Here is a 26,944-nt window from a genome sequence, read left to right as displayed (position 1 = left end):
CCCATTTGCTTTGCCGCAAGCGGGTAACCCAGGGTGATGACAGGCCGGTGACAGCCTGTTGATGCCTGCTTACGGCTTGCCAAATCCGCCCGGCGTCGGCGTCGTCAGGATGACGGCTTCACCCGGCTGAAGCACGGTCTGGTCGCAGGCCTTGAGGACTTCAATGGTTCCGTCCTTGCGGCGGACCTTGGTCGAGCCGACCTCGCCGTCGCCGCCTCCGTCCAGGCCTTGCGGCGGACGGTTGCGGTGCGACGACAGGATCGCGCATTCCATCTTTTCGAGGAAGCGGATGGTGCGCTTGGTGCCGTCGCCAGCGTTCCATTTGCCCTTGCCGCCGGAACCTTCCCGAATGTGGAAATCCTCGAGCAGCACGGGAAAGCGCAGCTCCAGCACTTCGGGATCGGTGAGGCGCGAATTGGTCATGTGGGTGTGGACCCCGGAGGTGCCGGCAAAGCCGCGGCCGGAGTTCATCTGGCCGGCCGGCGAGCCGGAGCAGATCGTCTCGTAATATTGGTACGTCTTGTTGCCGAAGGTCAGGTTGTTCATCGTGCCTTGCGCGTTGGCCATGGCGCCCATGGCGCCGAACAGCGCGTTGGTGACGTGCTGCGAGGTCTCGACATTGCCAGCGACGACGGCGGCGGGGTAGGCGGGTTTCAGCATGCAGCCATCGGGAATGATGATGTTGATTGGCCGCAGACACCCGGCATTCATCGGGATCATGTCCTCGACCATGACGCGGAAGGCATAGAGCACGGCCGCGCGGGCGACCGGCTCGGGCGCGTTGAAATTGTTCTTCATGACCGGCGACGTGCCGGTGAAGTCCACGGTCGCCTCGCGCTTTTTCCGGTCGACCGTGATCTTGACCTTGATGATCTGTCCGGTGTCGGTCGGGTATTCGTACTGCGAACTGTCTGGCAGCCGCTCCAGCACGCGGCGCACACTTTCGGCGGCATTGTCCTGGACATGGCCCATATAGGCCTCCACGACATCGAGGCCGAAATGCGCGACCATCTTGCGCAGTTCGGCGACACCCTTCTCGTTGGCGGCAATCTGCGCCTTGAGGTCGGCGATGTTCTGGTGCGGATTGCGGGCCGGGTAAGGATGGTCGGTGAGCAGCGTCTCCAGCTCCCTCTCGCGGAAGCGGCCACGATCGACGATGCGGAAATTGTCGAACAGCACGCCTTCCTCGTCGACGGTGGTGGCAAGCGGCGTCATCGAACCGGGTGCCGTGCCGCCGATGTCCGCATGATGGCCGCGCGAGGCGGCCCAGAAGAGGATTTCCTCCCCCCTTGATGGGGAGGTGGCGGCGAAGGCGGCGGAGGGGGTCGGTGCGGCAGTGCTCGACGTTCTGGCAGTGCCTTCTGAGAGGACCCCACCCGGCCGCTGCGCGGCCACCCTCCCCTCGAGGGGGAGGGAAAACACCGGCGTCACGACAGTGATGTCGGGCAGGTGCGTGCCGCCATTGTAGGGCGCGTTGAGGGCAAAGACGTCGCCGGGGTGGATGTCGCCGGAATTCAGCCGGATGATGGTTTCGACCGAACGGTCCATCGATCCGAGATGCACCGGCATGTGCGGCGCATTGGCGACCAGCGCACCGGTGCGGTCGAAGACGGCGCAGGAGAAATCCAGCCTTTCCTTGATGTTGACGGAGTAGGCGGTGTTCTGCAGCGTCACGCCCATCTGTTCGGCGATCGACATGAACAGGTTGTTGAAGACCTCCAGCATGACCGGGTCGGCTTCGGTGCCGAGCGCTGCCTGCCGGCGCTTTTTCTCGACGCGGCGCAGGAGCACATGGTTCCTGGGGGTGATTTCAGCGTGCCAGCCCGGCTCGATGACGATCGTCTGGTTCGGTTCGATGATCAAGGCAGGACCTGCAACCGTATTTCCCGGCCTCAGCGCCTCGCGGCGGAAGATGCCTGAAGCACGCCACTCACCCTCGGTGAAGATTTCGCGGGTCTGCGAAGGGCTTACGGCAAGGTTTTCGGTTTGCGATTCACTCTCGTCGCGGCCAGTGCCGCCGGTATCGGTGCCTTCGACGCCGACGATCTCGACGATCATCGGCTTGTCGTCATAGACGAAACCGAACTGCGCCTTGTGGGCGATTTCGAAATCGCGCTTGGCCTGGAAAATCGAGTCTTCCCCGAAATTCACCGGCAGTGTCGTGTCGGTGCCGTCATAACGAATATGCAGCACGGGCTTCGCGGCAACCGTATCCTCGGCGATGCCTTGTGCCGCGAGTTCGGCGATGACGGCTTTTTTCAAGGTGGCAATGAGGTTGCCGATCTCCGTTCTGGACTCTTCGGCAAGCGGCTTCAGCAGCGCCTGCTGGCGCGAGGCAAAAACCGAGGACAGGCCAATGCCGTAGGCCGACAGCAGGCCGGAGAAGGGGTGGATCAGCACCGCCTCCATGCCGAGCGCGTCAGCGACCAGGCAAGCGTGCTGGCCGCCTGCGCCACCGAAGCAGTTCAGGAGATATTCGGTGACGTCGTAGCCGCGCTGGACGGAAATCTTCTTGATGGCGTTAGCCATGTTCTCAACGGCAATGGTGACGAACCCTTCGGCGACCGCCTCGGGCGTACGGCCATCGCCGATTTCGGCGGCCAGCATGGCGAATTTTGCCTGCACCGTCTCGACATCGAGCGGCTGGTCCTGGCCGGGTCCGAAGATGGCCGGGAAGAAATCGGGCTGCAGCTTGCCCAGCATGACATTGGCGTCGGTGACGGCGAGCGGGCCGCCGCGCCGGTAGGCGGCCGGGCCGGGATTGGCGCCAGCCGAGTCAGGTCCGGCACGGAAGCGGCCGGCCTCGTAATGCAGGATCGAGCCGCCACCGGCGGCGACGGTGTGGATGCGCATCATCGGCGCGCGGATGCGCACTCCGGCGACCTCGGTGTCGAAGGCGCGCTCATACTCGCCGTCATAATGGGCGACGTCGGTGGAGGTGCCGCCCATGTCGAAGCCGATGACCTTGCCGAAACCGGCGAGCCTGGCTGTCTCGACCATGCCGACGACGCCGCCGGCCGGGCCCGAGAGCAGCGCGTCCTTGCCCTGGAACATGTCGGCGGCGGTCAGCCCGCCGGACGACATCATGAACATGAGGCGGGGGGATTGGCTGATCTCCCCCCTTGTGGGGGAGATGCCCGGCAGGGCAGAGGGGGGCGTGACAGAACGAGGCGTCGGCGGGACAGCGCCCCCCTCTGTCGGCTTCGCCGACATCTCCCCCACAAGGGGGGAGATTGGCGCCGCGCCCAACTCTCCCGCCACCCTCCGTACATATCTCGACAGGATCGGCGACAGATAGGCGTCGACCACCGTGGTGTCACCGCGGCCGACCAGCTTGATCAGCGGCGAGACCTCATGGCTGACCGAGACCTGGGCGAAACCAAGTTTGCGGCAGACTTTTGCCACCGCCTTCTCGTGGTCGGGATATTTCCAGGCATGCATGAAGACAATAGCCACGGCATCGATGCCATCGGCTTTCGCCTGTTCGATCGCCGGCCGGCAGGCGCCGATGTCGAGCAATTGTTCGACGCGGCCATCGGCGCGCACACGCTCGTTGACCTCGATGGCGCGCTCGTAGAGCTGTTCGGGAAGGATGATCTCCTTGGCGAAGATGTCCGGGCGCGCCTGATAGGCGATCTTCAGCGCATCGCGAAAACCCTTGGTGATGAGCAAAAGCACGCGGTCGCCCTTGCGCTCCAGCAGCGCATTGGTGGCGACCGTGGTGCCCATCTTGATGTCGCCGATCAGACCGGGCGGAATCGCGTCGCCGGAGGACAGGCCGAGAAGGTCGCGAATGCCCTGGATGGCGGCATCGGTATAGGCCTCGGGATTTTCGGAGAGAAGCTTGCGGGGATGCAGGCCGCCTTGCGGGTCGCGGCCGATGACATCGGTGAACGTGCCGCCGCGGTCGATCCAGAAATCCCATTTTTCAGTCATGACAGCCCTGGCACTTTTCTGCTCGATCCGTGGTTCAGCACATTCTGTTAGTTCGCCATCGCCCGGCCGGCAATCGCAAATGGACCAGACGATGTTACATGCGGAAACGCAACGTTACGAAACTCATGGCCATCTGATGCATTTCCCCTTCGACCGTTCACGGCAACGTGAGCGTGTGTTGAAGGAGAGATTAAGATGAAAAAGCTCATTCTTGCGTCCGTTTCCGCGTTGGCCTTGCTTGGCGTCGCCGCCTGCAGTGACAGCGGCACGGATAATACCACCACCCAGAGCACCAACCCACCGGCCGAACAGCCGATGAAGCCGGCCACGCCGGAAGCAACGCCGCCGGCCGCAACGCCTCCGGCTACCGACAATTCGACCACGAAGAGCATCACACCCGAGAAGCCTGCCGAGCCGGCTCCGGCAACACCAGCTCCTGCGCCCGCGCAGTAGTCAGTAACGCAGTACTTCGTGTGATGAATGAGAAAGGCCGACTCACGTCGGCCTTTTTCATACTGTCCGAGCGCCGGGGCGACATCGCGCGTCAGCGCCGGACCGATTTGTCGTGCAAAGCCTGCGGCACTGTCCCGGCTTGATAGCAGGGGGCGGTGGCACTAAGAAGCAGGCCATGTCGATTTGGGATCGCCTCGGCGAATTCATCACTCGTGTTTCATCTTCAGCCTCGTCGGGTGTCGCCGACGTCGTCGAGGCCGTGCGCACGGTTTTCTCAGGCGATGCGGATCTGCGCCGGCGTGTCGCCTTCTCGGTGGCGATGATCGCGCTGTCGGCCAAGATGGCCAAGGCCGATGGCATCGTCACCCAGGACGAGGTGCGCGCCTTCCAGCAAATCTTCGACGTGCCGCCGAAGGAGACGCGCAATGTGGCGCGGCTGTTCCATCTCGCCCAGCGCGACGTGGCCGGTTTCGAGACCTATGCCGAGCGGATGGCGCAGATGTGCGGCTCGGGGCATTCCAACTGCGCGATGCTGGAAGACATACTCGACGGCTTGTTCCACATCGCCAAGGCCGACGGGCTGGTGCATGAGCGCGAAGGCCTGTTCCTGCATCGCATCGCCGAGATTTTCCGCATCGACGAGGCACATTACGAAAGCATCATGGCGCGGCACGTCAATCTGGGCGCCGGGGATCCCTATGTCGTGCTCGGCATCGAACGCGGTAAGCCGTTCGAAGAGGTCAGGAAGCGCTATCGAAAGCTGGTTTCCGACAATCATCCGGACCGGCTGATCGCGCGCGGCCTGCCGCAGGAATTCATCAAGATCGCGACCACCAGGGTGGCGGCGATCAATGCCGCTTATGAGATGATCGAGCGGGGCCTTCGCCACGCATGAGCGGTTTCCTGCCCGACGAGCCACGTGCCGAGGTCAGGGTATCGCCGAATTTCGGTCCGCGGCGCGAGCCACTCAAGCCTGAAATGATCGTGCTGCACTACACCGGCATGGCGACCGGCATCGGGGCCGAGGCGTGGCTGTGCGACCCGGCCAGCGAGGTGTCGTCGCATTATCTCGTCCACGAGAATGGCCACATCGTGCAAATGGTCAGGGAGAGCGACCGCGCCTGGCACGCCGGCAAGAGTTCGTGGTTCGGACGCGCCGACATCAATTCCTGTTCGGTCGGCATCGAGATCGTCAATCCGGGACATTCGCTGGGCTATCCCGGTTTTCCCAAGCGGCAGATCGACGCGGTGATCGGGCTGTGCAGGGGGATCGCCGGGCGGCATTCGATTGCCGCCGAGCGGGTGCTCGCGCATTCCGACGTGGCGCCGGGACGCAAAATTGATCCGGGCGAGAAGTTCCCCTGGCGGACGCTGTTCGAGGCCGGTGTCGGCCATCTGGTGGCGGCCGCACCCATCCGTCGAGGAGCCGTGCTCAGGCTCGGCGATACCGGCGGTGATGTCGAGGCGTTGCAGTCGATGTTGGCGCTCTACGGCTATGGCGTCGAGATATCGGGCATTTTCGACCTTCAGACGGAGGTCGTCGTCGAGGCGTTTCAGAGGCATTTCCGGCCGCGTAGAGTGGACGGCATTGCCGATGGCTCGACACTGCGGACGCTGCAAAACCTGCTTGCTTCCGTGAGGCGCTGACCTCCGGCAAGCCGCTCCCAAGCAACCCCTACCAATCTTTAAATTACAAGCTGTCACTCAAAGTGACTTGCCTGGCCTTGTTTGACACCAATTCGAGCGTCAAACGGCTGACGTGCAAGTTGTCGGACCCCCAAACCCCCGGATGTTCCGATATTGATTAAGCGATGCTGCGTGAACATCTTCACGCGGTTCAGACAGAACAGGATCACATGCAGAAATCGACCGTTTTAACGGCAGCTCTTGCTGCCGGCGTAATGACCTTTGCCTTCAGCGCGGCGCATGCCGCGCCATTCAGCCCGCGGGCCGATCAAGGGTTTGCCTCGGTACCCGCAAAAAGCGGCAAGACCACCCTGGCCAAAAGCGACAAGGCAAGCCACGACGCCAAGGCAACGAAGCGGGTTTCCGCCAAAGTGGAAAAAGCAAGCTGGTCCAAGCCCAAGAAGTCCACCGCCAAAAGGACGAAGCGCGGCCGCAAGACCGTCGACATGACGACAACGGCGTCGGTTGGTGTGAGGAAGGCGGCGGCATCGACGGCCGCGGTGGCCAGCAGCGGCCAGTATTCCGCAATCGTTGCCCGCTATGCGGCGATCGAAGGCGTGCCGGTGTCGCTCGCCACGGCGGTCATCAAGATCGAAAGCAACTACCGGCCCAACATCGTCGGCAGCGCCGGCGAGATCGGCCTGATGCAGATCAAGCCGGCAACAGCGCGGATGATGGGCTATAGCGGTTCCGCCAAGGGCCTGTTCGATCCCGATACCAACATCAAATACGGCATGAAATACCTCGCCATGGCGCGGAATCTCGGCGGTGGCACGACCTGTGGTACGATTCTGAAATACAACGCCGGGCACGCCGCAACGCGAATGAACCCGGTGTCGGCCGCCTATTGCGGCAAGGTCAAGGTGCAGATGGCCGCGCTTGGATCGCCCGCATAAGTCTGCTTTTTCGTTTGCGTTTTCGGACGTGAACCCCTTTATACGCCTTGCCAGCTGGCCGGGCGGCCGCACCCGCAAACGCCGAAAGGCCGCGGGTGAGGAAAGTCCGGGCTCCATGGAAACACGGTGCCGGTTAATGGCCGGCGGGGGCGACCCCAGGGAAAGTGCCACAGAAAGCAAACCGCCACGGTTCGGCTTTGCCGGATTCGGGGCAAGGGTGAAAGGGTGGGGTAAGAGCCCACCGCGCGACTGGCAACAGGAGCGGCACGGTAAACCCCACCGGGAGCAAGACCGAATAGGGGCGGTGCGAGGGGAAACCCTCGAGGGCTGTTTCCGGCCCACCGTCCGGGTAGGTTGCGTGAGGCGCATGGCAACATGCGCCCAAGATGAATGGCCGCCACGTTCTCGCACCGAAAGGGGCGAGGGCCATACAAAACCCGGCTTACAGGCCAGCTGGCAATTCTCTCCATGATATCGAAGAGAAGTCTTTGAGATCAGCAGGTTGCGCCCTCGGGCGCGCCTGGTGATTCAGGTTTGTTCGACGATCCGCCATGCAAGCCTGGACCGGCGATTGCTTGAAATTGGTGCGATTAAATCGTACCATGGATCGGCAAAATATATCGGGAGCCATCATGGGACAGGTCGATAAACGCAGCATAACGCTGTCGCCGGAATTGGCGCAGGCGGTGGACGATGTGGTCGCCGCCGGCGAATACGCATCGGCGAGCGAGGTAATCCGTGATGCGCTCAGGCAATGGAAAGACCGGCGCGACCTGCATGGCTACACCGTCGAGGAATTGCGCAAGCTGGTGCAGGAAGGGATCGACAGCGGCCCCGGTCGATTTGCGTCGATGGATGACATCAAGGCTGAAGCGCGGAGGCGCTGGCGATCCGACGACGGAGCATGAATTTGCTCCCCATCGTCCGGAACGCGCGCGCAGAAGACGATCTGATCGCGATCTGGCTTCATGTTGCACGCGACAGCGAGGCCGCAGCCGACCGGTTGCTCGATCGCATCGAGGCACGGTGGCAGCAACTGGCCACTTATCCCTTCTCAGGTGCGCCGCGTGACGATATTGCACCCGGCATCCGTCATCTGGTCGTTGGCGACTATCTCACCTTGTATCGCGTCGGTGACGGCGCGATCGAGATCATCCGCGTGCTGCACGGCCATCGCAACATAGAAGCCGATGATCTCGGCCAGTGAACGATTCGGTCAGCCGCTGATCTTGTCCAGCGATGTCTCGATCGCCTTCCAAAGCTCTTCCACTGGCTCGCAGCCGACCGAGAGGCGCACGAAACCGGCGGAAACCGCATCGCCTCGCTTCAAGCGCCGCTCGGCGGAGGTATGGACGCCGCCGAAGGATGTCGCGGCCTGGATCAGGTCGCAATTGTTGATGAAATCCTCGGCCTTGTCCTCCGAGGCGAGTTCGAAAGAGATCAGAAAGCCGAAGCGCTCCATCTGGGCGCGCGCGAGGTTGTGCGACGGATCGCTTTCCAGTCCGGGGAACCGCAGGCCGTTGATCGCCCGGTGGCCTTTCAGCCGCCGCGCGATCACTTCCGCCGAGGAACACATGCGATCGAAGCGCACGTCCAGTGTCTCCAGGCCGCGATGCACCAGCCAGGCTTCGAACGGACCGGGAATGCTGCCGGAAACCTCGCGCCAGCCGGTCACGGCGGCAATGATTTCGGCATTGCGGCTGGCGACATGGCCGAACAGCACATCGGAATGGCCATTGGGTGCCTTGGTGTCGGCGGCAACGACGATATCGGCGCCATGGTCGAGTGGGCGCTGGCCGAAGGGTGTCATCGTCGTGTTGTCGACCACCAGCAGCGCGCCGGCTTTGTGAACAGCGCCGGCTACGGCCGCGATGTCGCAGATATCCAGCCCCGGATTGGCAGGGGTTTCGACAAAGGCAAGGCGATATCCATCGAAGCCGCCATCGAGGAAGGTCGAGGTCGGCCTGACATCGTAGGTGATGCCAAGGGGCTTCAGGAAGCGTTCGGCCAAAGCCCGTGTCGTGTGATAGCCGTCCGAAGGCAGCAGGATGCGATCGCCGGCCTTGAGCACGGCAAAAAATGCTGCCGAGATCGCCGCCATTCCCGAAGGAAAGGCGACGCAGGGCGCGTCCTCCAGATGGGCCAGTATATGTTCGACCGCATCCCAGGTCGGGTTGCTGAAGCGGCCGTACTGGTTGAAACCGGTGGCGTCGCCGGGCGCGTGAAAAATGGCGGCCATGGTCAGGGGCAGAGGGATGGAATCGCCCGTGGCAAGCCCGCTGCTACGCAGATGGGATAGTGCCGCAGCGCGACTGTTCGCTGTTTCAGACATCGATTCTCAAACCCTTTGGTGACCGACCGGATGCGGCGAAACGCTATGCCGGGTAGCGCCTCGCGGCAAGGCGCGTCCGGTTGGGCCAGGCGGCTCTAAACGCTTCGTTAGGCTTAATAGAGCATAAACACGAGACGTGCCGTCAGGGCTGCTCTCATTGGTCGCGGCGTGCGTGTTTGTGAAGCCATCCCGTTGACGCCCATAGTACCCCATGATATCCCATTTAGACATCAAAGCCTTCGTTCCGCGTCAGGGTAAAGCGTACGCCAATCGGGCAGCCGCGGCGGCTGCGCGTTTGCCGTTTCTTGCCCGCGCGAACGGGGTTGGTACGGGGCGGGGAACGCGCCGCGGCGGCGCGTGCGAGACGATGAAGAGGGGTGCGGCGGCGCAAGCGGCTGTAGCGTTTAATGGACCGGTTTCTCTCGAACACGGTGAGCAGGATCGATGCGAAGGGACGGGTATCCGTTCCGGCGCATTTCCGTGCCGTTGTGCAGAAGCGCGGCTATTCGGAACTCTATGCCCTGCGCTGCCTCGATCTGCCGGCGATGGATGTCGGCGGGCTCGACCTGCTCGACCGCTACGAGCAGCGCATCGCACTCGAAGATCCCTTCCTGCAGACGGCGGACGATATGTCGTTCTTTTGCCATGGCGACGGAACATTCTTGAAACTCGATCAGGACGGCCGCATCACGATGAGCGATTTCATTCGCGAACACACCGGCATTTCGGCGGAAGTGACCTTTGTCGGACGCGGCAATTTCTTTCAGATCTGGGAGCCGGGACGACTTGCTTCCTATGGGGCGCAGGCGCGGGCCCGGCTTTTGCAGCTTCGGCAGGGGACGAAGGCTGGGGAGCGACCGGAATGACGGTGGGCCACGGCGATGACCTTTCTCACGCCGTAGATGGGCACGCCGTTGGCGGACCGGCCCGCCACATTCCGGTCCTCCTTGGCGAAGTGCTGGAAGCGCTGGCGCCGGCGGAGGGCGACACGATCATCGACGGCACGTTCGGCGCCGGCGGCTACGCCAGGGCCATCCTGGCGACGGGCGCCTCCGTGGTGGCGATCGACCGCGATCCGGATGCCATCGCCGCCGGGCGCGATCTCGAGGCGCGGTCGGGCGGTCGGCTGCGGCTGGTGCAGGCGCCGTTCTCCACGCTGGACGAACATGTCGAGAGTGCCGACGGCGTCGTGCTCGACATTGGTGTGTCCTCAATGCAGATCGATCAGGCCGAGCGTGGGTTTTCGTTCCGCGCCGACGGGCCGCTCGACATGCGCATGGCGCAGGCCGGTTTGAGCGCCGCCGACGTCGTCAACAGCTTCAAGCCGGGCGACCTTGCCCGCATCTTCGGCTTTCTCGGCGAAGAGCGTCATGCCGGGCGCATTGCCCGCATGATCGAGGCTCGCCGCGAAAAGCGCCCGTTCGAACGGACGCTGGAACTCGCCGACGCCATCGAGACGCATATCGGTCGTGCGCCGAAGGACAAGATCCATCCGGCCACGCGCGTCTTCCAGGCGCTGCGCATCTTCGTCAATGACGAGCTTGGCGAACTGGCCAAGGCCCTGTTCGCGGCCGAACGCGCGCTGAAGCCGGGCGGACGGCTCGCCGTGGTGACGTTCCATTCGCTGGAAGACCGCATCGTCAAGCGTTTCATCGCCGACCGGGCCGACGTCGCGACCGGCTCGCGTCACCTGCCCGAGGCTCATGCGCGCACCGCGACCTTCCGCAAGGCGGGTGGCGGCGTGACCGCCGGCGACGCCGAGGTGGCGGCCAATCCGCGCGCCCGTTCGGCTAGGCTGCGCGCGGCAATCCGCACCGAGGCGCCGGCGCGCGGCAGCGACTTTTCGATTTTCGGCCTTCCAAAGCTTCCCGGCATCGACCGTCCGGGGGAGAGGTAAGCACGTGTTTCGTACCAGCGACATCGTCCTGATAGCCGTCATGGTTGCGGCGGCTGCCCTTACCTACAAGGCCAAGCGCGAGGCCGAGGAACAATTGGCTTCAGTGCAGAAGATCCATGCGCAGATCCGCTATGAGGAGGACACGATCGACCTGCTCAAGGCCGACTGGAGCCTGCTCACCCAGCCATCGCGGCTGCAGAAGCTGGCCGAACTCTACAAGTCGCAGCTCGAACTCGAGCCGGTCAGCGCTCGCCAGATCGTCGGCATCGGCGACCTGCCGGCCAAATCCCTGGACATTCAGGACATCCTGTCCGGACGCCAGGGCGGCATGGCCGACAATTCCGACCAAGTACCTCCGGGCAGCAGGGATCCCGTGGTGACCGGAGGCATCGCCCAATGATCGGCAAACTGCTGAAGCGTCACGTCAGGACGGGTGAAGACGGATCGATCGTCGTCGAGGGCGCCCGCAAGGCGACCGGCGGCAAGGGCAGGACGCGCATCGTGATGACGATGGCGGTGTTCTTCGGTATCTTCTCGACCATTTCGGGACGCCTGGTCTATCTCGGCTTCCAGACCCCTGACATGTCGGGCGGCCCGCAAAGCCGGGTGACGGCATCGCGGCCCGACATTGTCGATCGCAACGGTGAAGTGCTGGCGACGGACATCAAGACGGCGTCGCTGTTTGCCGAACCGCGCCGCATCGTCGACGCCGACGAGGCGATCGAGAAGCTGTCGACGGTGCTTCCGGACATCGACTACGAGCAGACTTATCGCAAGCTGAAGAGCGGCGCCGGCTTTGTCTGGCTGCAGCGGCAGCTGACGCCCAAGCAACAGTCCGACATCATGCAGCTCGGCATTCCCGGCTTCGGTTTCCGCACCGAGAAGCGCCGCTTCTATCCGAGCGGCGAGACCTCGTCCTACATTGTCGGGCTTACCAACATCGACAACCAGGGCATCTCCGGCATGGAGAAATATGTCGATGAGCAGGGCTTGAGCGACCTGCAGGCATCGGGCCTCGCGGTTGCCAAGGATCTCAAGCCGGTGAAACTTTCGATCGATCTGCGCGTCCAGCACGTGGTGCGCGACGAGATTGCCGCCGGCCTGGAGCGCTATCGCGCCATGGGCGCTGGCGCCGTTGTGCTCAACGTCAAGACCGGCGAAGTAGTGGCCATGGCCTCGGTGCCGGATTTTGATCCGAACAATCCTTACAATGCACAGGACAAGGACAGGCTGAATCGGATGTCGGCGGGCCTCTACGAGATGGGCTCGACCTTCAAGAGCTTCACCTCCGCCATGGCGCTCGATTCGGGCAGGGCGACGATGGCGAGCCGCTTCGATGCTTCGCATCCAATCCGGGTCGGCCATCAGGCCATTCACGATTTCCACGGCAAGAACCGTGTGCTGTCGTTGCCGGAGGTGTTCCTCTATTCGTCCAACATCGGGTCGGCCAGGGAGGCCGAAATGGTCGGCATCGCGGGGCATCGCGAATTCCTGCATCGCCTTGGAATTTTGGACAAGATGCAGACCGAACTGCCGGAAGTCGCCCGCCCGACTGAACCGAAGGTCTGGAAACAGGTCAATTCGTTCACCATCGCCTTCGGTCATGGCGTGTCGACGACGCCGCTGCAAGCGGCTGTCGGCTGCGCCGCGCTGATGAATGGCGGCTTCCTGATGAACCCCACCTTCCTGATCCGTACACAGGAAGAAGCGATGGCGGTGGCCAAGAAAGTGGTCAGCGACAAGACGGTCGACGGCATGCGCTATCTCTATACGCTCAACGCCGAGAAGGGCTCGGCCAGAAACGCCAGAGTGCCCGGCTATCGCGTTGGCGGTAAGACCGGAACGGCCGAGAAGGTCATCAATGGCCGCTACTCGAAGGAATTGAATTTCAATACATTCGTCGCCGCCTTTCCGATGGACGATCCACAATACCTGGTGTTTACGATCGCCGACGCCCCGCACCCTGAAAAGCCTGGCATGACAGACGTCGCGGCCTCGAATGCGGGCGTTATGGCGGGCAACATTATCCGGCGTGCGGCTGCCATGCTTGGCGTGAAGCCAGATTTCAGCCATGAAAATGGTGCAACGCTGGTTTCCTATCAGTGATTCTTAGGGCGCGCCGGTAACTGCGCGCTATTTTGTTGCGGTGAACGGGACTCGATGAAGCTCAGAGATCTAGCCGGTATCCTGCCAGTCGAAGGAACAACTTCCGCCGATCTGGAGGTCATCGGGATTTCGTCGGATTCCCGCCAGGTAAAACCGGGCGTTGTCTTTTTTGCGCTCGCCGGAACTAAGGCCGATGGTGCCGTTTATGCCGCCGACGCCGCCGCGCGTGGTGCGGCGGCGATCGTGACGGGCAAGGGCGCCACCATTGCCGGGCTGTCGGTTCCGGTGCTGGCGGTCGGTGATCCGCGCCTGGCGCTGGCGCTGAGTGCGGCCCGCTATTTCGGCAAGCAGCCGCAGACCATGGTCGCGGTGACCGGCACCAGCGGCAAGACGTCGGTCGCCGCCTTCACCAGGCAGATCTGGGAGCAGGCGGGTTATGCCGCCGCTTCGATCGGCACCACCGGGGTGGTGGCGCCTGGCCGCAACGACTATGGCTCGCTGACGACGCCCGATCCGGTTGCCTTGCACCAGTTGCTGCGGGAATTGGCCGATGCCGGCGTCACCCACGCCTCGATGGAAGCCTCCAGCCATGGGCTCGACCAGCGCCGCCTCGACGGCGTGAAGCTGGCGGCCGGCGGTTTCACCAATCTCGGCCGCGACCATATGGATTATCATCCGACCATCGAGGACTATCACCGCGCCAAATTGCGCCTGTTCGACACGCTGCTGCCGAAGGGCGCGCCGGCTGTGATCTTTGCCGACGATCCATGGGCGGCACCGACGATCGAGGCGGCCCGGGCCGCCGGGCTCGAGGTGCTGACGGTCGGTCGCCATGGCGATTTCCTCAGGCTGAAGCGGGTCGAGCACGAGCGCCACCGCCAGCGCGCCGAGGTCGAGGCCGACGGCGTGCTCTACGAGATCGACCTGCCGCTGGCCGGCGACTTCCAGATATCGAACGCGCTGGTTTCGGCGGGGCTTGCCATTTCCACGGGAACACCCGTCGCCAAAGTCTTGATGGCATTGGAGAAACTGAAGGGCGCGCCGGGCCGCCTCGACCTCGTTGGCACCGCTACCAATGGCGCGCCGGTCTATGTCGACTATGCCCACAAACCCGACGCGCTGGAAAACGTGCTGGCCTCGGTGCGCCCATTCACCACCGGCCGCGTCATCGTCGTGTTTGGCTGCGGCGGTGACCGAGACAGAGGAAAAAGGCCGATCATGGGCGAAATCGCGACGCGGCTTGCCGATGTCGTCATCGTCACCGACGACAATCCGCGCTCGGAAGTGCCGGAAACGATCCGCGCCGCCATTCTCGCGGCTGCTCCCGGCGCCATCGAGATCGGTGACCGGCGCCAGGCGATCCACGAGGCGGTCGCCATGCTGCATGCCGGCGACACGCTGATCGTGGCCGGCAAGGGCCATGAAGAGGGCCAGACGATCGGCTCCGAGACCTTGCATTTCTCCGATCATGAGGAAGTTCGCGCAGCACTCGCGGAGCGCGCCGCATGAGCTTGCTGTGGACCACCGAGACGCTGGTTGCCGCCATGGACGGGCGGCCGCTCGGGCCGATGCCGGACGGCATATCGGGCATTTCGATCGACAGCCGCAGCCTGCAGCCGGGCGACGCTTTCTTCGCCATCAAGGGCGAGGCGATGGACGGCCATGACTTCGCGACCGCTGCCATCAAAGCCGGCGCCGGGGTGCTGGTGGTGGCCGAAGGCAAGCTGCCGTCGCTCGGCCGGCTGACGGCGCCGATCATCGTCGTCGAGGATGTGCTGGTCGCGCTGGAAAAGCTCGGGGTTGCGTCGCGCGCCCGCTCGAGCGCGAAAATCATCGCCGTGACCGGTTCAGCCGGCAAGACCACCACCAAGGAGGCGCTGCGCCACGTGCTGCAGGCCGTCGGCAAGGTGCATGCCTCGGCGCAGTCGTTCAACAACCATTGGGGCGTGCCGCTGACATTGGCGCGCATGCCCGCCGATTGCGATTACGCCGTGTTCGAAATCGGCATGAACCATCCCGGCGAGATACGGCCGCTGGTAAAGATGGTGAGGCCGCATGTCGCCATCGTCACCATGATCGCGGCCGCCCACCTTGGCTTCTTCCGCAACCTGGACGAGATCGCCAAGGCCAAGGCCGAGATTTTCGAAGGGCTGGAGCCTGAGGGCGCCGCCATTCTCAACCGGGACGATGCGCGCTTCAAGCTTCTCGACAAGATGGCGCAAGCCGCCGGTGTCGAGCACGTCTACGGTTTCGGCGAGAATGCGCGTTCGACCTTCAAGCTGGTCAAATGCGAACTGCATGCGGATCATTCCGACATCGCCGCCAGGATCAGCGGCCATGAGGTGACGGCGCGGATCGGTGCGCCCGGCCGCCACATGGTGCAGAACGTGTTGGCGGTGCTGGGTGCGGCGCATCTGGTCGGTGCAGATCTCGACAGAGTGGCACTCGCACTGGCCGATCTCTCGGCCGAGCGCGGGCGCGGCAAGCGCCATGTGCTGCGCCATCCCGGTGGCCCGACTTCGGGCCACCCGGGAGGACCGATCACGCTGATCGACGAGAGCTATAATGCCAATCCGGCATCGATGGCTGCCGCCATGGCATTGCTCAACGCGACGCCGGTGACCGGCGAGGGCCGCCGCATCGCCGTGCTCGGAGACATGCTCGAACTCGGCGACCATTCGGCCAAGCTGCATGCGGCTCTCGCCGACCTTATCGTTGGCACCGGCACGCAGACCGTCTTTCTCGCTGGCCCGGAAATGCGGGCGCTGGCCGAGATACTGCCCGGCGAGGTCGAGACGGAATACCGCGCCGGCGTCGAGGAGTTGAAGCCGGTGCTGCTTGCAGCCCTGAAACCGGGAGACGTGGTGATGATCAAATCGTCGAAGGGCATCGGTTTTGCAAAACTGGTCGATGCGCTGCTGGGCAAATTCCCGGCTGAATCGACAACCAGAAAACAGACCTAGGTCGGGGACCAAAAGCGCATGTTTACACTGCTCGTCGATTTTGCGGACAAGGTCTCGGTCTTCAATGTCTTCCGTTACATCACCTTCCGCACCGGCGGGGCGCTGATCACGTCGGCGCTGATCGTCTTCATCTTCGGGCCGACGATCATCAATTCGCTGCGGCTGCGGCAAGGCAAGGGCCAGCCGATCCGCGCCGACGGGCCGCAGACGCATTTCAAGAAGGCAGGTACGCCGACCATGGGCGGGCTGATGATCCTGTCGGGCATCATCGGCTCATCGCTTTTGTGGGCGAACCTGTCGAGCATCTATGTCTGGGTGGTGCTGCTGGTGACGCTGGGCTTCGGCTCGATCGGCTTCTATGACGACTACCTGAAGGTGACCAAGCAGTCGCATCTCGGCTTTTCCGGCAAGGCGCGGCTGGCGCTCGAATTTGTCATCGCCGGCATCGCCGCATGGGTGATCATGCATAACGGCCAGGCGCCGTTCTCCTCGTCGCTGACATTTCCCTTCGCCAAGGAATTCATCGTCAATCTCGGCTGGTTCTTCATTCCGTTCTCCTGCTTCGTCATCGTCGGCGCCGGCAATGCTGTGAACCTGACCGATGGCCTGGACGGACTGGCGATCGTGCCGATCATGATCGCGGCGGCCTCCTTCGGCGTCATCGCCTATCTCTCCGGCAACGCCGTCTTCGCCGAATATCTGCAGATCCATTTCGTGCCCGGCACAGGCGAACTGGCTGTCGTGCTTGGCGCGGTCATCGGTGCCGGCCTCGGCTTCCTCTGGTTCAACGCGCCGCCGGCGGCGATCTTCATGGGCGACACCGGCTCGCTGGCCATGGGCGGCCTGATCGGCACGGTGGCGGTCGCCACCAAGCACGAGATCGTGCTGGTCATCGTCGGGGGATTGTTCGTCGTCGAAATCCTTTCCGTCATCATCCAGGTCGGCTATTTCAAGATGACCGGCAAGCGGGTATTCCTGATGGCGCCGATCCACCATCATTTCGAAAAGCTCGGCTGGACCGAAAGCCAGGTGGTGATCCGCTTCTGGATCATCGCCGTCATCCTGGCTCTGGTCGGCCTGTCGACCCTCAAGCTGAGATAGGAGGCCGCTTGATCCCCGCCGCATCCTTTTCAGGCAAGCGCGTTTCGCTCTTCGGGCTCGGTGGCTCGGGGATCGCGACGGCGCGCGCGCTGATTGCGGGCGGAGCGGACGTGCTGGCCTGGGACGATAATCCCGAAAGCGTCGCCAAGGCCGCCGCCGCCGGGATCGCAACCGCCGATTTGCGCGGGGCCGACTGGGCCAAGTTCTCGGCTTTCGTGCTGTCGCCGGGCGTGCCGCTGACGCATCCCAAGCCGCACTGGACGGTGGAGCTGGCGCGCGGTTCCGGTGTCGAGATCATCGGCGACATCGAACTTTTCTGCCGCGAACGGATGCTCGGCGCGCCAACGGCGCCCTTCATTGCCATCACCGGCACCAACGGCAAGTCGACGACGACCGCGCTGACCGCGCACATCCTGAAAGCAGCCGGGCGCGACACCCAGATGGGCGGCAATATCGGCCGCGCGGTGATGACACTTGATCCGCCGCGGCCCGATCGGCACTATGTGGTCGAATGCTCGTCGTATCAGATCGACCTCGCCCCCTCGATCGACCCGACGGCCGGTATCCTGCTCAACCTGACGCCCGACCATCTCGACCGCCACGGCACCATGCAGCACTACGCCGCGATCAAGGAGCGGCTGGTGGCCGGCAGCGAGACGGCGATCGTCGGCATCGACGATTCCTGGTGCGCGCAGATCGCCGAACGGCTGGAGCGAGCGGGGCGGCATGTCATCCGCATTTCCAAGCGGCTGCCGCTGACCGACGGCTATTTCGCCGACGGCGGCGATCTGATGGAGGCCGTGCACGGCCGCTACAGCCGTGTCGCATTCCTTGAAGGCATCGGCTCGCTGCGCGGCCAGCACAATGCGCAGAACGCGCTGGCTGCGGTCGCCGCCTGCCTCAAGGTCGGACTGGAGCTTGGCGAAATCCAGTCAGGGCTGGAAAGCTTTCCCGGCCTCGCGCATCGGATGGAGCAGGTCGGCCGCAAGGACCATGTGCTGTTCATCAACGATTCCAAGGCGACCAACGCCGATGCGGCGGCACCGGCTTTGTCGAGCTTTGCGCGCATCTACTGGATTGCCGGCGGCCTGCCCAAGGAAGGCGGCATCGAGCCGTTGCGCGGGTTCTTCCCGCGCATCGCCAAGGCCTATCTGATCGGCGAGGCCGCGCCTGCCTTTTCGGCGACGCTGGGTGAGGCCGTGCCCTATGAGATTTCAGGCACGCTGGCCGCGGCGGTCGAGCACGCCGCACATGATGCGGCGCAGGACGACAGCAGCGAGGCGGTGGTGCTGTTGTCGCCGGCCTGCGCGAGTTTCGACCAGTTCAAGAATTTCGAAGTCCGCGGCGAAGCCTTCAGGCAAGCTGCGAATGCTATCGAGGGTATGAAACCCATCGGAGGGGCACGATAATGCAGAGCCGTCTCGACAAAAGCCCGGTTGCGACCTGGTGGTGGACGATCGATCGCTGGTTCCTGGCAGCGTTCCTGTCGTTGATGGGGCTCGGCATCGTGCTGTCCTTCGCCGCCAGCCCGGCGGTGGCCGAACGCATCGGTCTCGACAGTTTCCACTTCGCCACCAGGCAGATCATCTTCACGGTGCCGGCGCTCGGCGTGATGCTGGCCGTGTCGTTCCTCGATTCCAGGCAGATCCGGCGCATGGCGCTGATCATGCTGTGCCTGATGCTGGTGCTGATGGTGGCGGTGCTCTACATCGGCGTCGAGGTGAAGGGGGCGCGCCGTTGGGTGTCGCTTGCCGGCCTGTCGATCCAGCCCTCGGAATTCCTCAAGCCCGCCTTCGTCATCATGTGCGCCTGGCTGTTTGCCGAGCACAAGCGCCAGCCCGACATTCCGGGCAATCTGTTCGCCATGCTGTTGCTGGTGCTAGTCGTGTCGCTGCTGGTGGCGCAACCGGACCTCGGCCAGACCATGCTGACGACCGGCACCTGGGGCATCATGTTCTTCATGGCGGGGCTGCCATGGCTGTGGATCGTCGCGCTGGGTGCCGCTGGCGTCGGCGGTGTCTTTGCCGCCTATACGGTGTTTCCGCACGTTGCCTTGCGCATCGACAAGTTCCTCACCGGCGAAGGCGACACGTTCCAGGTCGACATGGGGCGCGAGGCGCTGATCAATGGCGGCTGGTTCGGCGTCGGGCCGGGCGAGGGCACCGTCAAGCGGGTCATTCCCGACAGCCATGCCGACTTCGTCTTCTCGGTCGCCGGCGAAGAGTTCGGGCTGATCATGTGCTTCTTCATCATGTCGATCTTCGCGTTCATCGTGCTGCGCGGCCTCAACACGGCGCTGAAGGAGCATGACGATTTTACCCGCTATGCGGTCGGCGGCCTGGTCACCGTGTTCGGCCTGCAGGCTGTCATCAACATGTGCGTCAACCTGCAGCTTGTACCGGCCAAGGGCATGACGCTGCCGTTCATCTCCTATGGCGGCTCCTCGCAGATCGCCATCGCCATCTCGATGGGCATGGTTCTGGCGCTGACACGCAAGCGGCCCGAAAAGCGCAAGCAGATGGGCTTTGGCCTGTCGCAGCGCGCCGTGCCGGCGGAGTGATATGGCCAGAGGCGTCATCCTTCTCGCGGCGGGCGGAACCGGTGGGCATCTTTTCCCGGCCGAGGCGCTGGCGCATGAGCTGAACGGGCGCGGCTGGTTGGTGCATCTGGCGACCGACGACCGTGCCGAGCGGTTTGCCGGCCATTTCCCGGCGGCAGCCATCCATCCGATCCAGTCGGCAACGATGGGTTCGAAAAATCCCTTTGCCCTGCTTGGTGCCTTCTGGAAAATCTGGCGCGGCGTGCGTCAGGCTTCCGCCATCATCGCCAGGATCAAGCCGGATGCGGTGGTTGGCTTCGGCGGCTATCCGACCTTGCCGCCGCTCTACGCGGCGACACGGCGCAAGGTGCCGACCCTGATCCATGAGCAGAATGCGGTGATGGGCCGCGCCAACCGGGCGCTGGCCGGCCGTGTCGATGCGATCGCCGGCGGCTTCCTGCCGCAGGACACCAGTGCCATCGGCGCCAAGACGGTGACGACGGGCAATCCGGTCAGGCCCGCCGTGCTGGAAGCGGCCAAGACGGCTTATGCGGCGTCGGCCGGGGAACAGCCGTTCCGCCTGCTGGTGTTCGGCGGCAGCCAGGGCGCCCAGTTCTTTTCCGACGCAGTGCCGGGGGCGGTCGCGCTGCTTTCCGATGCCCAGCGCAAGCGGCTTGTGATCACGCAGCAGGCGCGCGCGGACGACGTGGCGCGCGTCAAGGCCGCTTATGCCGCCCTTGGCGTCGCTGTCGAGGTCTCACCCTTCTTCACCGACATGGCGGCACGTATGGCGGCCGCGCATCTGGTGATCTCGCGCTCCGGCGCTTCGACCGTCTCCGAGATCGCCGTCATCGGCCGGCCGGCGCTGCTGGTGCCTTACCCGTACGCGCTTGATCACGACCAGGCGGCGAACGCGGCGGCCCTTGCCGCCGCCGGCGGTGGCGAGGTGCACCCGCAATCCTCGCTTTCGCCCGAACGGATCGCAGCGCTCATCGGCGGGCTGATGGACGCCCCCGAGCGGCTGGCGGCGATGGCGGCTGGCGCGAAATCGGCCGGCAGGCCGGACGCGGCACGGTTGCTCGCCGATCTCACAGAGGCTATTGCGTCCAAAAAAGCCGTTTCGGATTTCAGGGAAGGGACGCACGCATGAAGATGCCGGAGACCATCGGCCTTGTGCATTTCATCGGCATTGGCGGCATCGGCATGAGCGGCATTGCCGAAGTGCTGCACAATCTCGGCTACAAGGTGCAAGGCTCCGACCAGGCCGAGAGCGCCAATGTCCAGCGGCTGCGCGACAAGGGCATCGAATGCTTTGTCGGCCACAAGGCCGAAAATCTCGGCGATGCCGAGGTTGTGGTCGTCTCGACGGCGATCAAGAAATCCAATCCGGAACTCAAGGCCGCGCGCGAAAAGCTGCTGCCGATCGTGCGCCGGGCCGAGATGCTGGCCGAACTGATGCGCTTCCGACAGGCGGTGGCCATCGGCGGCACGCATGGCAAGACGACGACGACCTCGATGGTGGCGACCTTGCTCGATGCCGGCGGGCTCGATCCGACCGTCATCAACGGCGGCATCATCAACGCCTATGGCACCAATGCCCGCATGGGCGACGGCGAATGGATGGTGGTCGAGGCCGACGAGAGCGACGGCACCTTCCTGAAGCTGCCGGCCGAGATCGCGGTCGTCACCAACATCGATCCCGAGCATCTCGATCACTATGGCAGTTTCGACAAGGTGCGCGAGGCGTTCCGCCAGTTCGTCGAGAACGTGCCGTTCTACGGTTTTGGCGTGATGTGCACCGATCATCCCGAGGTGCAGGCGCTGGTCAGCCGCATCGAGGACCGCCGCATCGTCACCTATGGCGAGAACGCGCAAGCCGATGTGCGTTTCACCAACCACCGCATGGCGGGTGCCATTTCGGAATTCGACGTGGTGATCCGTGACCGCAAGACCGGCGGCCAGACGACCATAGCAGGCCTGCGCCTGCCGATGCCCGGCCGTCACAACGTCTCCAACGCGACCGCCGCCATCGCCGTCGCGCATGAGCTTGGCCTGTCGGCCGAGGCGATCAAGAAGGGCCTGTCGTCCTTCGCCGGCGTCAAGCGCCGCTTCACCCATACCGGCTCGTGGAACGGCGTCGATGTGTTCGACGATTACGGCCACCATCCGGTCGAGATCTCGGCGGTGCTGAAGGCGGCGCGCAGCGCCACCAAGGGTCGCGTCATCGCCATTGCGCAGCCGCATCGCTTCACCCGGCTGCATGATCTGTTCAACGAGTTTTCCGCTTGCTTCAACGACGCCGACACGGTGATGGTGGCACCGGTCTACGCGGCCGGCGAGGAGCCGATCGACGGCGTCAGCTCGGACGCGCTGGTATCGCGCATCCGCGCCGGCGGCCATCGTGACGCGCGCTACATCGAGGGGCCGGCGGCAATCGCGCCCATCATCCGCGATCTGGCCAAATCAGGCGATTTCGTCGTCTTCCTTGGCGCCGGCAACATCACCCAATGGGCCTATGCGTTGCCCAAGGAGCTTGGCGGGACGGTCTCATGATGCACGGCCAGGCCCTGATCGACAAACTTGGCGACCGGCTTGCCGGCCTGCGCGGCCGTATGACGCCGAATGCCGAGATGGACAAGATCACCTGGTTCCGTGCCGGTGGCCTGGCGGAAGCGTTGTTCCAGCCGGCCGATGAGGAGGACCTCGCCGCGTTCCTCAAAGCCGTTCCGGAGGAAATACCGCTGACCATCGTCGGCGTCGGTTCGAACCTTCTGGTCCGCGACGGCGGTATTCCGGGCTTTGTCGTCAGGCTTTCAGCCAAGGGGTTTGGTGAAGCGGAAGTCATTTCGCCGATCAGGATCAAGGCCGGCGCGGCCACGCCTGACAAGCGCGTCGCCGCGGTGGCGCTCGAGGCAGGCATTGGCGGCTTTCATTTCTACCATGGCATTCCGGGCGCCATCGGCGGCGCGCTGCGGATGAATGCCGGTGCCAATGGCGTCGAGACGCGCGAGCGCGTCGTCGAGGTACGCGCGCTCGACCGCAAGGGCAATGTGCAGACGCTGAGCAATGCCGATATGGGTTATGCCTACCGTCATTCGGCGGCACCTGCCGGGCTGATCTTCACCTCGGCCGTGTTCGAAGGCTTTGCCGAGGACAAGGCGGCGATCAAGGCGGCGATGGATGCCGTGCAGAACCACCGCGAGACCGTGCAGCCGATCCGCGAGAAGACCGGCGGCTCGACCTTCAAGAATCCGGAAGGCACATCGGCCTGGAAGGAGATCGACAAGGCTGGCTGCCGCGGCCTGATGATCGGTGGCGCGCAGATGTCGCCGATGCATTGCAACTTCATGATCAACACGGGAACCGCGACCGGCTACGACCTTGAATATCTCGGCGAGACGGTGCGCACGCGGGTGCTGGAGAATTCCGGTATCCGGCTGCATTGGGAAATCCAGCGCATCGGCAATTTCCGGCCGGGACATGCCGTCCAGGAGTTTCTCGGGCAGCTTCTCTAGCCCGCCTTGAAGTTCATGTGATGCATGAACTTCAAAAGGTTCGAAACGGCTCGCGGCCGTTGCCGCAAAGACTCAACGACACGCTTTTCGCATCCATTTTCTCAGAAAGTGAATCTCTCGGAATCGTAAGCACTTGCCAGTGAATCAACTCTCTGATTCTCTGCTCGAAAGCGTTTCCTGATTTGAGTCGTTCGACGCGTTACCCGCGTTTTTCCGTCTGGGGGGCAACCTGCCGGGAGACTCGGACTCAATGTTGCGGAAAATCTTGGTTTTTGGTCCGCCGTGAGAGGGGATACCGGGGAATGAAAAGCAAGCATGTGGCTGTCCTGCTGGGTGGTTTTTCGTCCGAGCGGCCCGTGTCTTTGTCTTCGGGGAAGGCTTGCGCCGATGCGCTCGATCAGGAGGGCTACCAGGTCACCCGCGTCGATGTCGGGCGCGATGTCGGCTCCGTGCTTGCCGAACTCAAGCCCGATGTCGTCTTCAACGCGCTGCATGGCCCTTTTGGCGAGGACGGTACCGTCCAGGGCATCCTCGAGTATCTCGGCATTCCCTACACCCATTCCGGCGTGCTCGCCTCGGCTTTGGCCATGAACAAGGAGCAGGCCAAGCGGGTTGCCAAATCGGTCGGTGTTCCGGTCGCCGAATCGAAGGTTGCCAGCCGCTTCGCCATTCAGAACAAGCACCCGATGAAGCCGCCCTATGTGGTCAAGCCGGTCAATGAGGGTTCGAGCTTCGGCGTCGTCATCGTGCATGAAGGCCAGTCGCATCCGCCGCAGGTGATCGGCTCGTCCGAATGGAAATATGGCGATACCGTCATGGTCGAGCGCTACGTCCATGGCCGTGAGCTGACCTGCGCGGTGATGGGCGATGTGGCGCTGGGGGTCTGCGAAATCATCCCGACCGGCCATTCCTTCTACGACTATGATTCAAAATATGTCGCTGGGGGATCAAAGCACGAATGCCCCGCAAAAGTTTCACCGAATATTTACCAAAAAATACAAACACTGGCGCTCAAGGCTCACCAAGCGATCGGCTGTCGGGGCGTTTCCCGGTCGGACTTCCGTTATGACGATCGGCATTCCGAAAACGGCGAGATTGTATGGCTCGAGGTCAACACCCAGCCGGGTATGACGCCGACGTCCTTGGTGCCTGAAATCGCCGCCCAGGCCGGGCACTCGTTTGGCGATTTGTTGAGTTGGATGGTGGAGGACGCTTCGTGTCTGCGTTGAAATGGGGACAAGGTAAGGAGAGGGGCGCGGCCGAGCCGACGCTGTTCGGCCTGCCGTTGTCATCAGGCCATTTCGTGCTGCCGCGCGTGCTTCGCCGTCCGGTGCGCATTCTGGCGCGCCTCGGTGTCGGGGAGTTCCAGGCGCCGCGCTTTTCCGCTGCCATGATGTCGGCCGTGCTGATCGCCTCGAGCGGAGCCTATGGCGCCTATCTCGGCGGCCATATCGACGGCATCGTCCAGAGCATCACTGCCCGTACTGGCTTTGCCGTCGATCAGGTCAAGGTGGTCGGCAACCGCCAGACCTCGGAGATCGATATCCTCGACAGGCTCGAACTCGACGGCTGGACATCCCTGATCGGCTTCGACGCCGAGGCCGCGCGGGAGCGCATCGACACCCTGCCGTGGATCGAGGTCGCGGCGGTGCGCAAGGTTTATCCGCACACGCTGGAAGTGCGTGTCGAGGAGCGCGCCGCCTTCGCGCTCTGGCAGCAGGGTGATGAGCTGTCCGTCATCGAGAAGGATGGCGCCGTGATCGCGCCGTTCTCGGGCGGCAAGCAGGTGCTGCTGCCGCTGCTGATCGGCACTGGCGCGCCTGCGAGCGCGCCTGACTTCCTGGCCAAGATCGAAAAATATCCAGATCTCGCGGATCGGATCAAAGGCTATATCCGCGTGGGTGAGCGGCGTTGGGACCTGAAGCTGGACAATGGCATCACCATTAAGCTTCCCGAGGACGGCGAGGATCAGGCGCTCGCCGAACTCGTCAAGATGGACCATGACATGGGCCTGTTGTCGCGCGATATCGCCGCCGTCGACATGCGCCTGACCGACCGGCTGGTCGTGCAGTTGACGCCCGAGGCGGCGACGCAGCGCGAAGCCGCACTCAACGAAAAACCCAAGAGCCTGAAGCGCAAGCCGGAGACGAAGATATGAGCTGGCTTGGCGGTCATGGCGATGCCTCGTCACGCCGGTCCGGCACCTTGACGGTGCTGGATGTCGGTTCGAGCAAGGTCTGCTGCATGGTGGCCAAGCTGAAGCCGAGCGATGACGGCAAGCTGCTGCGTGGCCGTTCGCACCGGATCCAGGTGATCGGCATCGGCCATCAGAAGTCACAAGGCGTGAAGTCGGGCGTCGTCGTCGATCTCGACCGCGCCGAGCATGCCATCCGCCTTTCCGTCGACGCGGCCGAGCGCATGGCCGGGCTGACCGTCGATTCGCTGATCGTCAACATGACAGCCGGCCGGCTGAAGAGCGAAGCCTTCTCGGCAACCATCAACCTTGGCGGCCACGAGGCCGACGAGGCCGACATCAAGCGCGTTCTCGGCGCCGGCGCCAAGCAGGCGCTGAAGGCCGAGCGCGAGGTGATCCATTCGCTTCCGGTCGGCTTCTCGCTGGATGCCGAACGCGGCGTGCGCGATCCGCGCGGCATGGTCGGCGACGCACTCGGCGTCGACATGCATGTGCTGACCGGCGACGCCGCTCCGATGCGCAACCTGGAGCTTTCCATCAACCGTTCGCATCTGTCGGTCGAGCGCATGGTGGCGACGCCCTATGCCAGCGGGCTGGCGGCCCTGGTCGACGACGAACTGGAAATGGGCGCGGCCTGCATCGACATGGGCGGCGGCACGACGACGATCTCGGTGTTTTCGGAAGGCAAGTTCGTCCATGGCGATGCCATCGCCATCGGCGGCAATCACGTCACGCTTGACATGGCCAAGGGGCTTTCGACCTCGCTCGATGCCGCCGAGCGGCTGAAGGTGATGCATGGCTCGGCGCTGCCGGGTAGCGCCGACGACCGCGACCTGATCTCGATCCAGCCGATCGGCGACGATGGCGACGTGCCTTTGCAGATCCCGCGCTCGGTGATGACGCGCATCGTGCGCGCCCGTATCGACGAGACGCTGGAACTGCTGCGCGACCGGCTGAACAAGTCCGGCTACGGCAATGCGGTGGGCAAGCGTGTCGTTCTGACCGGCGGCGCCAGCCAGCTTGCCGGCCTGCCGGAGGCGGCGCGCCGCATTCTGGGACGCAATGTGCGCATCGGCCGTCCGCTCGGCGTGGCCGGCCTGCCGGAAGCGGCGAAGGGGCCGGCCTTCTCGGCCGCGGTGGGGCTTCTGATCTATCCGCAGATGGCGAGCTTCGAGAGCCATCCGGCGAAAGGAATTTCCGGTCTCAGAATGACCGGAACGGGCGGAAAACTGCATCGCATGAGTCAGTGGTTGAGAGACAGTTTCTAATTGACGGGGACAGCCCCATAGGCGGCCGCGGCGGCGAAGCGGCGTGAAAGGCAAAGGA

23 protein-coding genes and 1 other RNA gene are annotated in these 26,944 nt (G+C 63.8%); 22 read left to right on the top strand and 2 right to left on the bottom strand.

Annotated features, from left to right (window positions below; translation table 11 throughout):
- Positions 1-69: 69 nt before the first annotated feature.
- Complete coding sequence (locus NKG99_RS06340; RefSeq protein ID WP_352865357.1) at positions 70-3,936, bottom strand: hydantoinase B/oxoprolinase family protein; 3,867 nt, start codon at positions 3,934-3,936, stop codon at positions 70-72.
- 195 nt (positions 3,937-4,131) lie between these two features.
- On the opposite strand from NKG99_RS06340, the gene NKG99_RS06335 reads away from it, so the two are divergent.
- From NKG99_RS06335 to NKG99_RS06305, 7 genes are all read left to right on the top strand, one after another.
- Complete coding sequence (locus tag NKG99_RS06335) at positions 4,132-4,389, top strand: hypothetical protein (protein ID WP_352865355.1); 258 nt, start codon at positions 4,132-4,134, stop codon at positions 4,387-4,389.
- A 175-nt stretch (positions 4,390-4,564) separates the two neighbouring features.
- Positions 4,565-5,284, top strand: a complete 720-nt coding sequence (locus tag NKG99_RS06330) for a TerB family tellurite resistance protein (protein WP_352865353.1) — start codon at positions 4,565-4,567, stop codon at positions 5,282-5,284.
- Positions 5,281-6,036 carry a peptidoglycan recognition protein family protein gene (locus NKG99_RS06325; protein ID WP_352865350.1) on the top strand — a complete coding sequence of 252 codons (756 nt, stop codon included), beginning with the start codon at positions 5,281-5,283 and terminating at the stop codon, positions 6,034-6,036. Before NKG99_RS06330 ends, NKG99_RS06325 begins: the two co-directional genes overlap by 4 nt.
- A 209-nt stretch (positions 6,037-6,245) precedes the next feature.
- Entirely contained in the window at positions 6,246-6,971 is a 726-nt protein-coding gene (locus NKG99_RS06320) for a lytic transglycosylase domain-containing protein (protein WP_352865348.1), read from the top strand.
- Between the two features lie 50 nt (positions 6,972-7,021).
- Positions 7,022-7,432, top strand: an RNA gene (rnpB, locus tag NKG99_RS06315) — RNase P RNA component class A.
- A gap of 171 nt (positions 7,433-7,603) precedes the next feature.
- A complete protein-coding gene (locus tag NKG99_RS06310) occupies positions 7,604-7,879 on the top strand; it encodes a type II toxin-antitoxin system ParD family antitoxin (protein ID WP_352865603.1) in 276 nt (91 codons plus the stop codon).
- Positions 7,876-8,178, top strand: a complete 303-nt coding sequence (locus NKG99_RS06305; protein WP_352865346.1) for a type II toxin-antitoxin system RelE/ParE family toxin — start codon at positions 7,876-7,878, stop codon at positions 8,176-8,178. The genes NKG99_RS06310 and NKG99_RS06305 overlap by 4 nt, the downstream gene beginning before the upstream one ends.
- 9 nt (positions 8,179-8,187) lie before the next feature.
- On the opposite strand, the gene NKG99_RS06300 is transcribed toward NKG99_RS06305, so the two are convergent.
- Positions 8,188-9,303: a cystathionine gamma-lyase gene (locus NKG99_RS06300; protein ID WP_352865343.1), complete on the bottom strand. Its 1,116-nt coding sequence runs from the start codon at positions 9,301-9,303 to the stop codon at positions 8,188-8,190.
- A gap of 407 nt (positions 9,304-9,710) precedes the next feature.
- Here NKG99_RS06300 and mraZ point away from each other — a divergent pair, with 407 nt between their 5' ends.
- The 15 genes from mraZ to ftsA all read left to right on the top strand — a co-directional run bounded on the left by mraZ (position 9,711) and on the right by ftsA (position 26,886).
- Positions 9,711-10,169 carry a division/cell wall cluster transcriptional repressor MraZ gene (gene mraZ, locus NKG99_RS06295; protein ID WP_352865341.1) on the top strand — a complete coding sequence of 153 codons (459 nt, stop codon included), beginning with the start codon at positions 9,711-9,713 and terminating at the stop codon, positions 10,167-10,169.
- A complete protein-coding gene (gene rsmH / locus NKG99_RS06290; RefSeq protein WP_352865339.1) occupies positions 10,166-11,200 on the top strand; it encodes a 16S rRNA (cytosine(1402)-N(4))-methyltransferase RsmH in 1,035 nt (344 codons plus the stop codon). Before mraZ ends, rsmH begins: the two co-directional genes overlap by 4 nt.
- Positions 11,201-11,204: 4 nt before the next feature.
- Positions 11,205-11,600: a cell division protein FtsL gene (ftsL, locus tag NKG99_RS06285; protein ID WP_352865337.1), complete on the top strand. Its 396-nt coding sequence runs from the start codon at positions 11,205-11,207 to the stop codon at positions 11,598-11,600.
- Entirely contained in the window at positions 11,597-13,306 is a 1,710-nt protein-coding gene (locus NKG99_RS06280; RefSeq protein ID WP_352865335.1) for a peptidoglycan D,D-transpeptidase FtsI family protein, read from the top strand. The genes ftsL and NKG99_RS06280 overlap by 4 nt, the downstream gene beginning before the upstream one ends.
- Positions 13,307-13,360: 54 nt before the next feature.
- Positions 13,361-14,815, top strand: coding sequence for a UDP-N-acetylmuramoyl-L-alanyl-D-glutamate--2,6-diaminopimelate ligase (locus NKG99_RS06275; RefSeq protein WP_352865333.1), 1,455 nt, complete (start codon positions 13,361-13,363; stop codon positions 14,813-14,815).
- A complete protein-coding gene (locus tag NKG99_RS06270; RefSeq protein WP_352865331.1) occupies positions 14,812-16,269 on the top strand; it encodes a UDP-N-acetylmuramoylalanyl-D-glutamyl-2,6-diaminopimelate--D-alanyl-D-alanine ligase in 1,458 nt (485 codons plus the stop codon). Before NKG99_RS06275 ends, NKG99_RS06270 begins: the two co-directional genes overlap by 4 nt.
- An 18-nt stretch (positions 16,270-16,287) precedes the next feature.
- Positions 16,288-17,370 carry a phospho-N-acetylmuramoyl-pentapeptide-transferase gene (gene mraY, locus NKG99_RS06265; protein WP_013530954.1) on the top strand — a complete coding sequence of 361 codons (1,083 nt, stop codon included), beginning with the start codon at positions 16,288-16,290 and terminating at the stop codon, positions 17,368-17,370.
- Between the two features lie 8 nt (positions 17,371-17,378).
- The gene (gene murD, locus NKG99_RS06260; protein ID WP_352865328.1) at positions 17,379-18,779 is read left to right on the top strand and encodes a UDP-N-acetylmuramoyl-L-alanine--D-glutamate ligase; all 1,401 of its coding nucleotides are present in this window, start codon (positions 17,379-17,381) and stop codon (positions 18,777-18,779) included.
- Positions 18,779-19,930 carry a putative lipid II flippase FtsW gene (gene ftsW / locus NKG99_RS06255; protein ID WP_027034940.1) on the top strand — a complete coding sequence of 384 codons (1,152 nt, stop codon included), beginning with the start codon at positions 18,779-18,781 and terminating at the stop codon, positions 19,928-19,930. The genes murD and ftsW overlap by 1 nt, the downstream gene beginning before the upstream one ends.
- Position 19,931: 1 nt before the next feature.
- Positions 19,932-21,059: an undecaprenyldiphospho-muramoylpentapeptide beta-N-acetylglucosaminyltransferase gene (murG, locus tag NKG99_RS06250; protein WP_352865326.1), complete on the top strand. Its 1,128-nt coding sequence runs from the start codon at positions 19,932-19,934 to the stop codon at positions 21,057-21,059.
- A complete protein-coding gene (gene murC, locus NKG99_RS06245; RefSeq protein ID WP_352865325.1) occupies positions 21,056-22,462 on the top strand; it encodes a UDP-N-acetylmuramate--L-alanine ligase in 1,407 nt (468 codons plus the stop codon). Before murG ends, murC begins: the two co-directional genes overlap by 4 nt.
- Positions 22,459-23,424, top strand: coding sequence for a UDP-N-acetylmuramate dehydrogenase (gene murB / locus NKG99_RS06240; RefSeq protein WP_352865322.1), 966 nt, complete (start codon positions 22,459-22,461; stop codon positions 23,422-23,424). Before murC ends, murB begins: the two co-directional genes overlap by 4 nt.
- A gap of 302 nt (positions 23,425-23,726) precedes the next feature.
- A complete protein-coding gene (locus tag NKG99_RS06235) occupies positions 23,727-24,653 on the top strand; it encodes a D-alanine--D-alanine ligase (protein ID WP_352865321.1) in 927 nt (308 codons plus the stop codon).
- Positions 24,641-25,582, top strand: a complete 942-nt coding sequence (locus tag NKG99_RS06230; RefSeq protein ID WP_352865319.1) for a cell division protein FtsQ/DivIB — start codon at positions 24,641-24,643, stop codon at positions 25,580-25,582. The genes NKG99_RS06235 and NKG99_RS06230 overlap by 13 nt, the downstream gene beginning before the upstream one ends.
- On the top strand, positions 25,579-26,886 hold the full coding sequence (gene ftsA / locus NKG99_RS06225) for a cell division protein FtsA (protein WP_352865317.1): 1,308 nt from the start codon (positions 25,579-25,581) through the stop codon (positions 26,884-26,886). Before NKG99_RS06230 ends, ftsA begins: the two co-directional genes overlap by 4 nt.
- Positions 26,887-26,944: the final 58 nt, after the last annotated feature.

The sequence above is a fragment of the Mesorhizobium sp. M1409 genome (assembly GCF_040317535.1).
Taxonomy (GTDB): Bacteria; Pseudomonadota; Alphaproteobacteria; order Rhizobiales; family Rhizobiaceae; genus Mesorhizobium.
The sequence above is the reverse complement of the archived record's forward strand: the minus strand, read 5'-3'. Positions and strand labels throughout refer to the sequence as shown.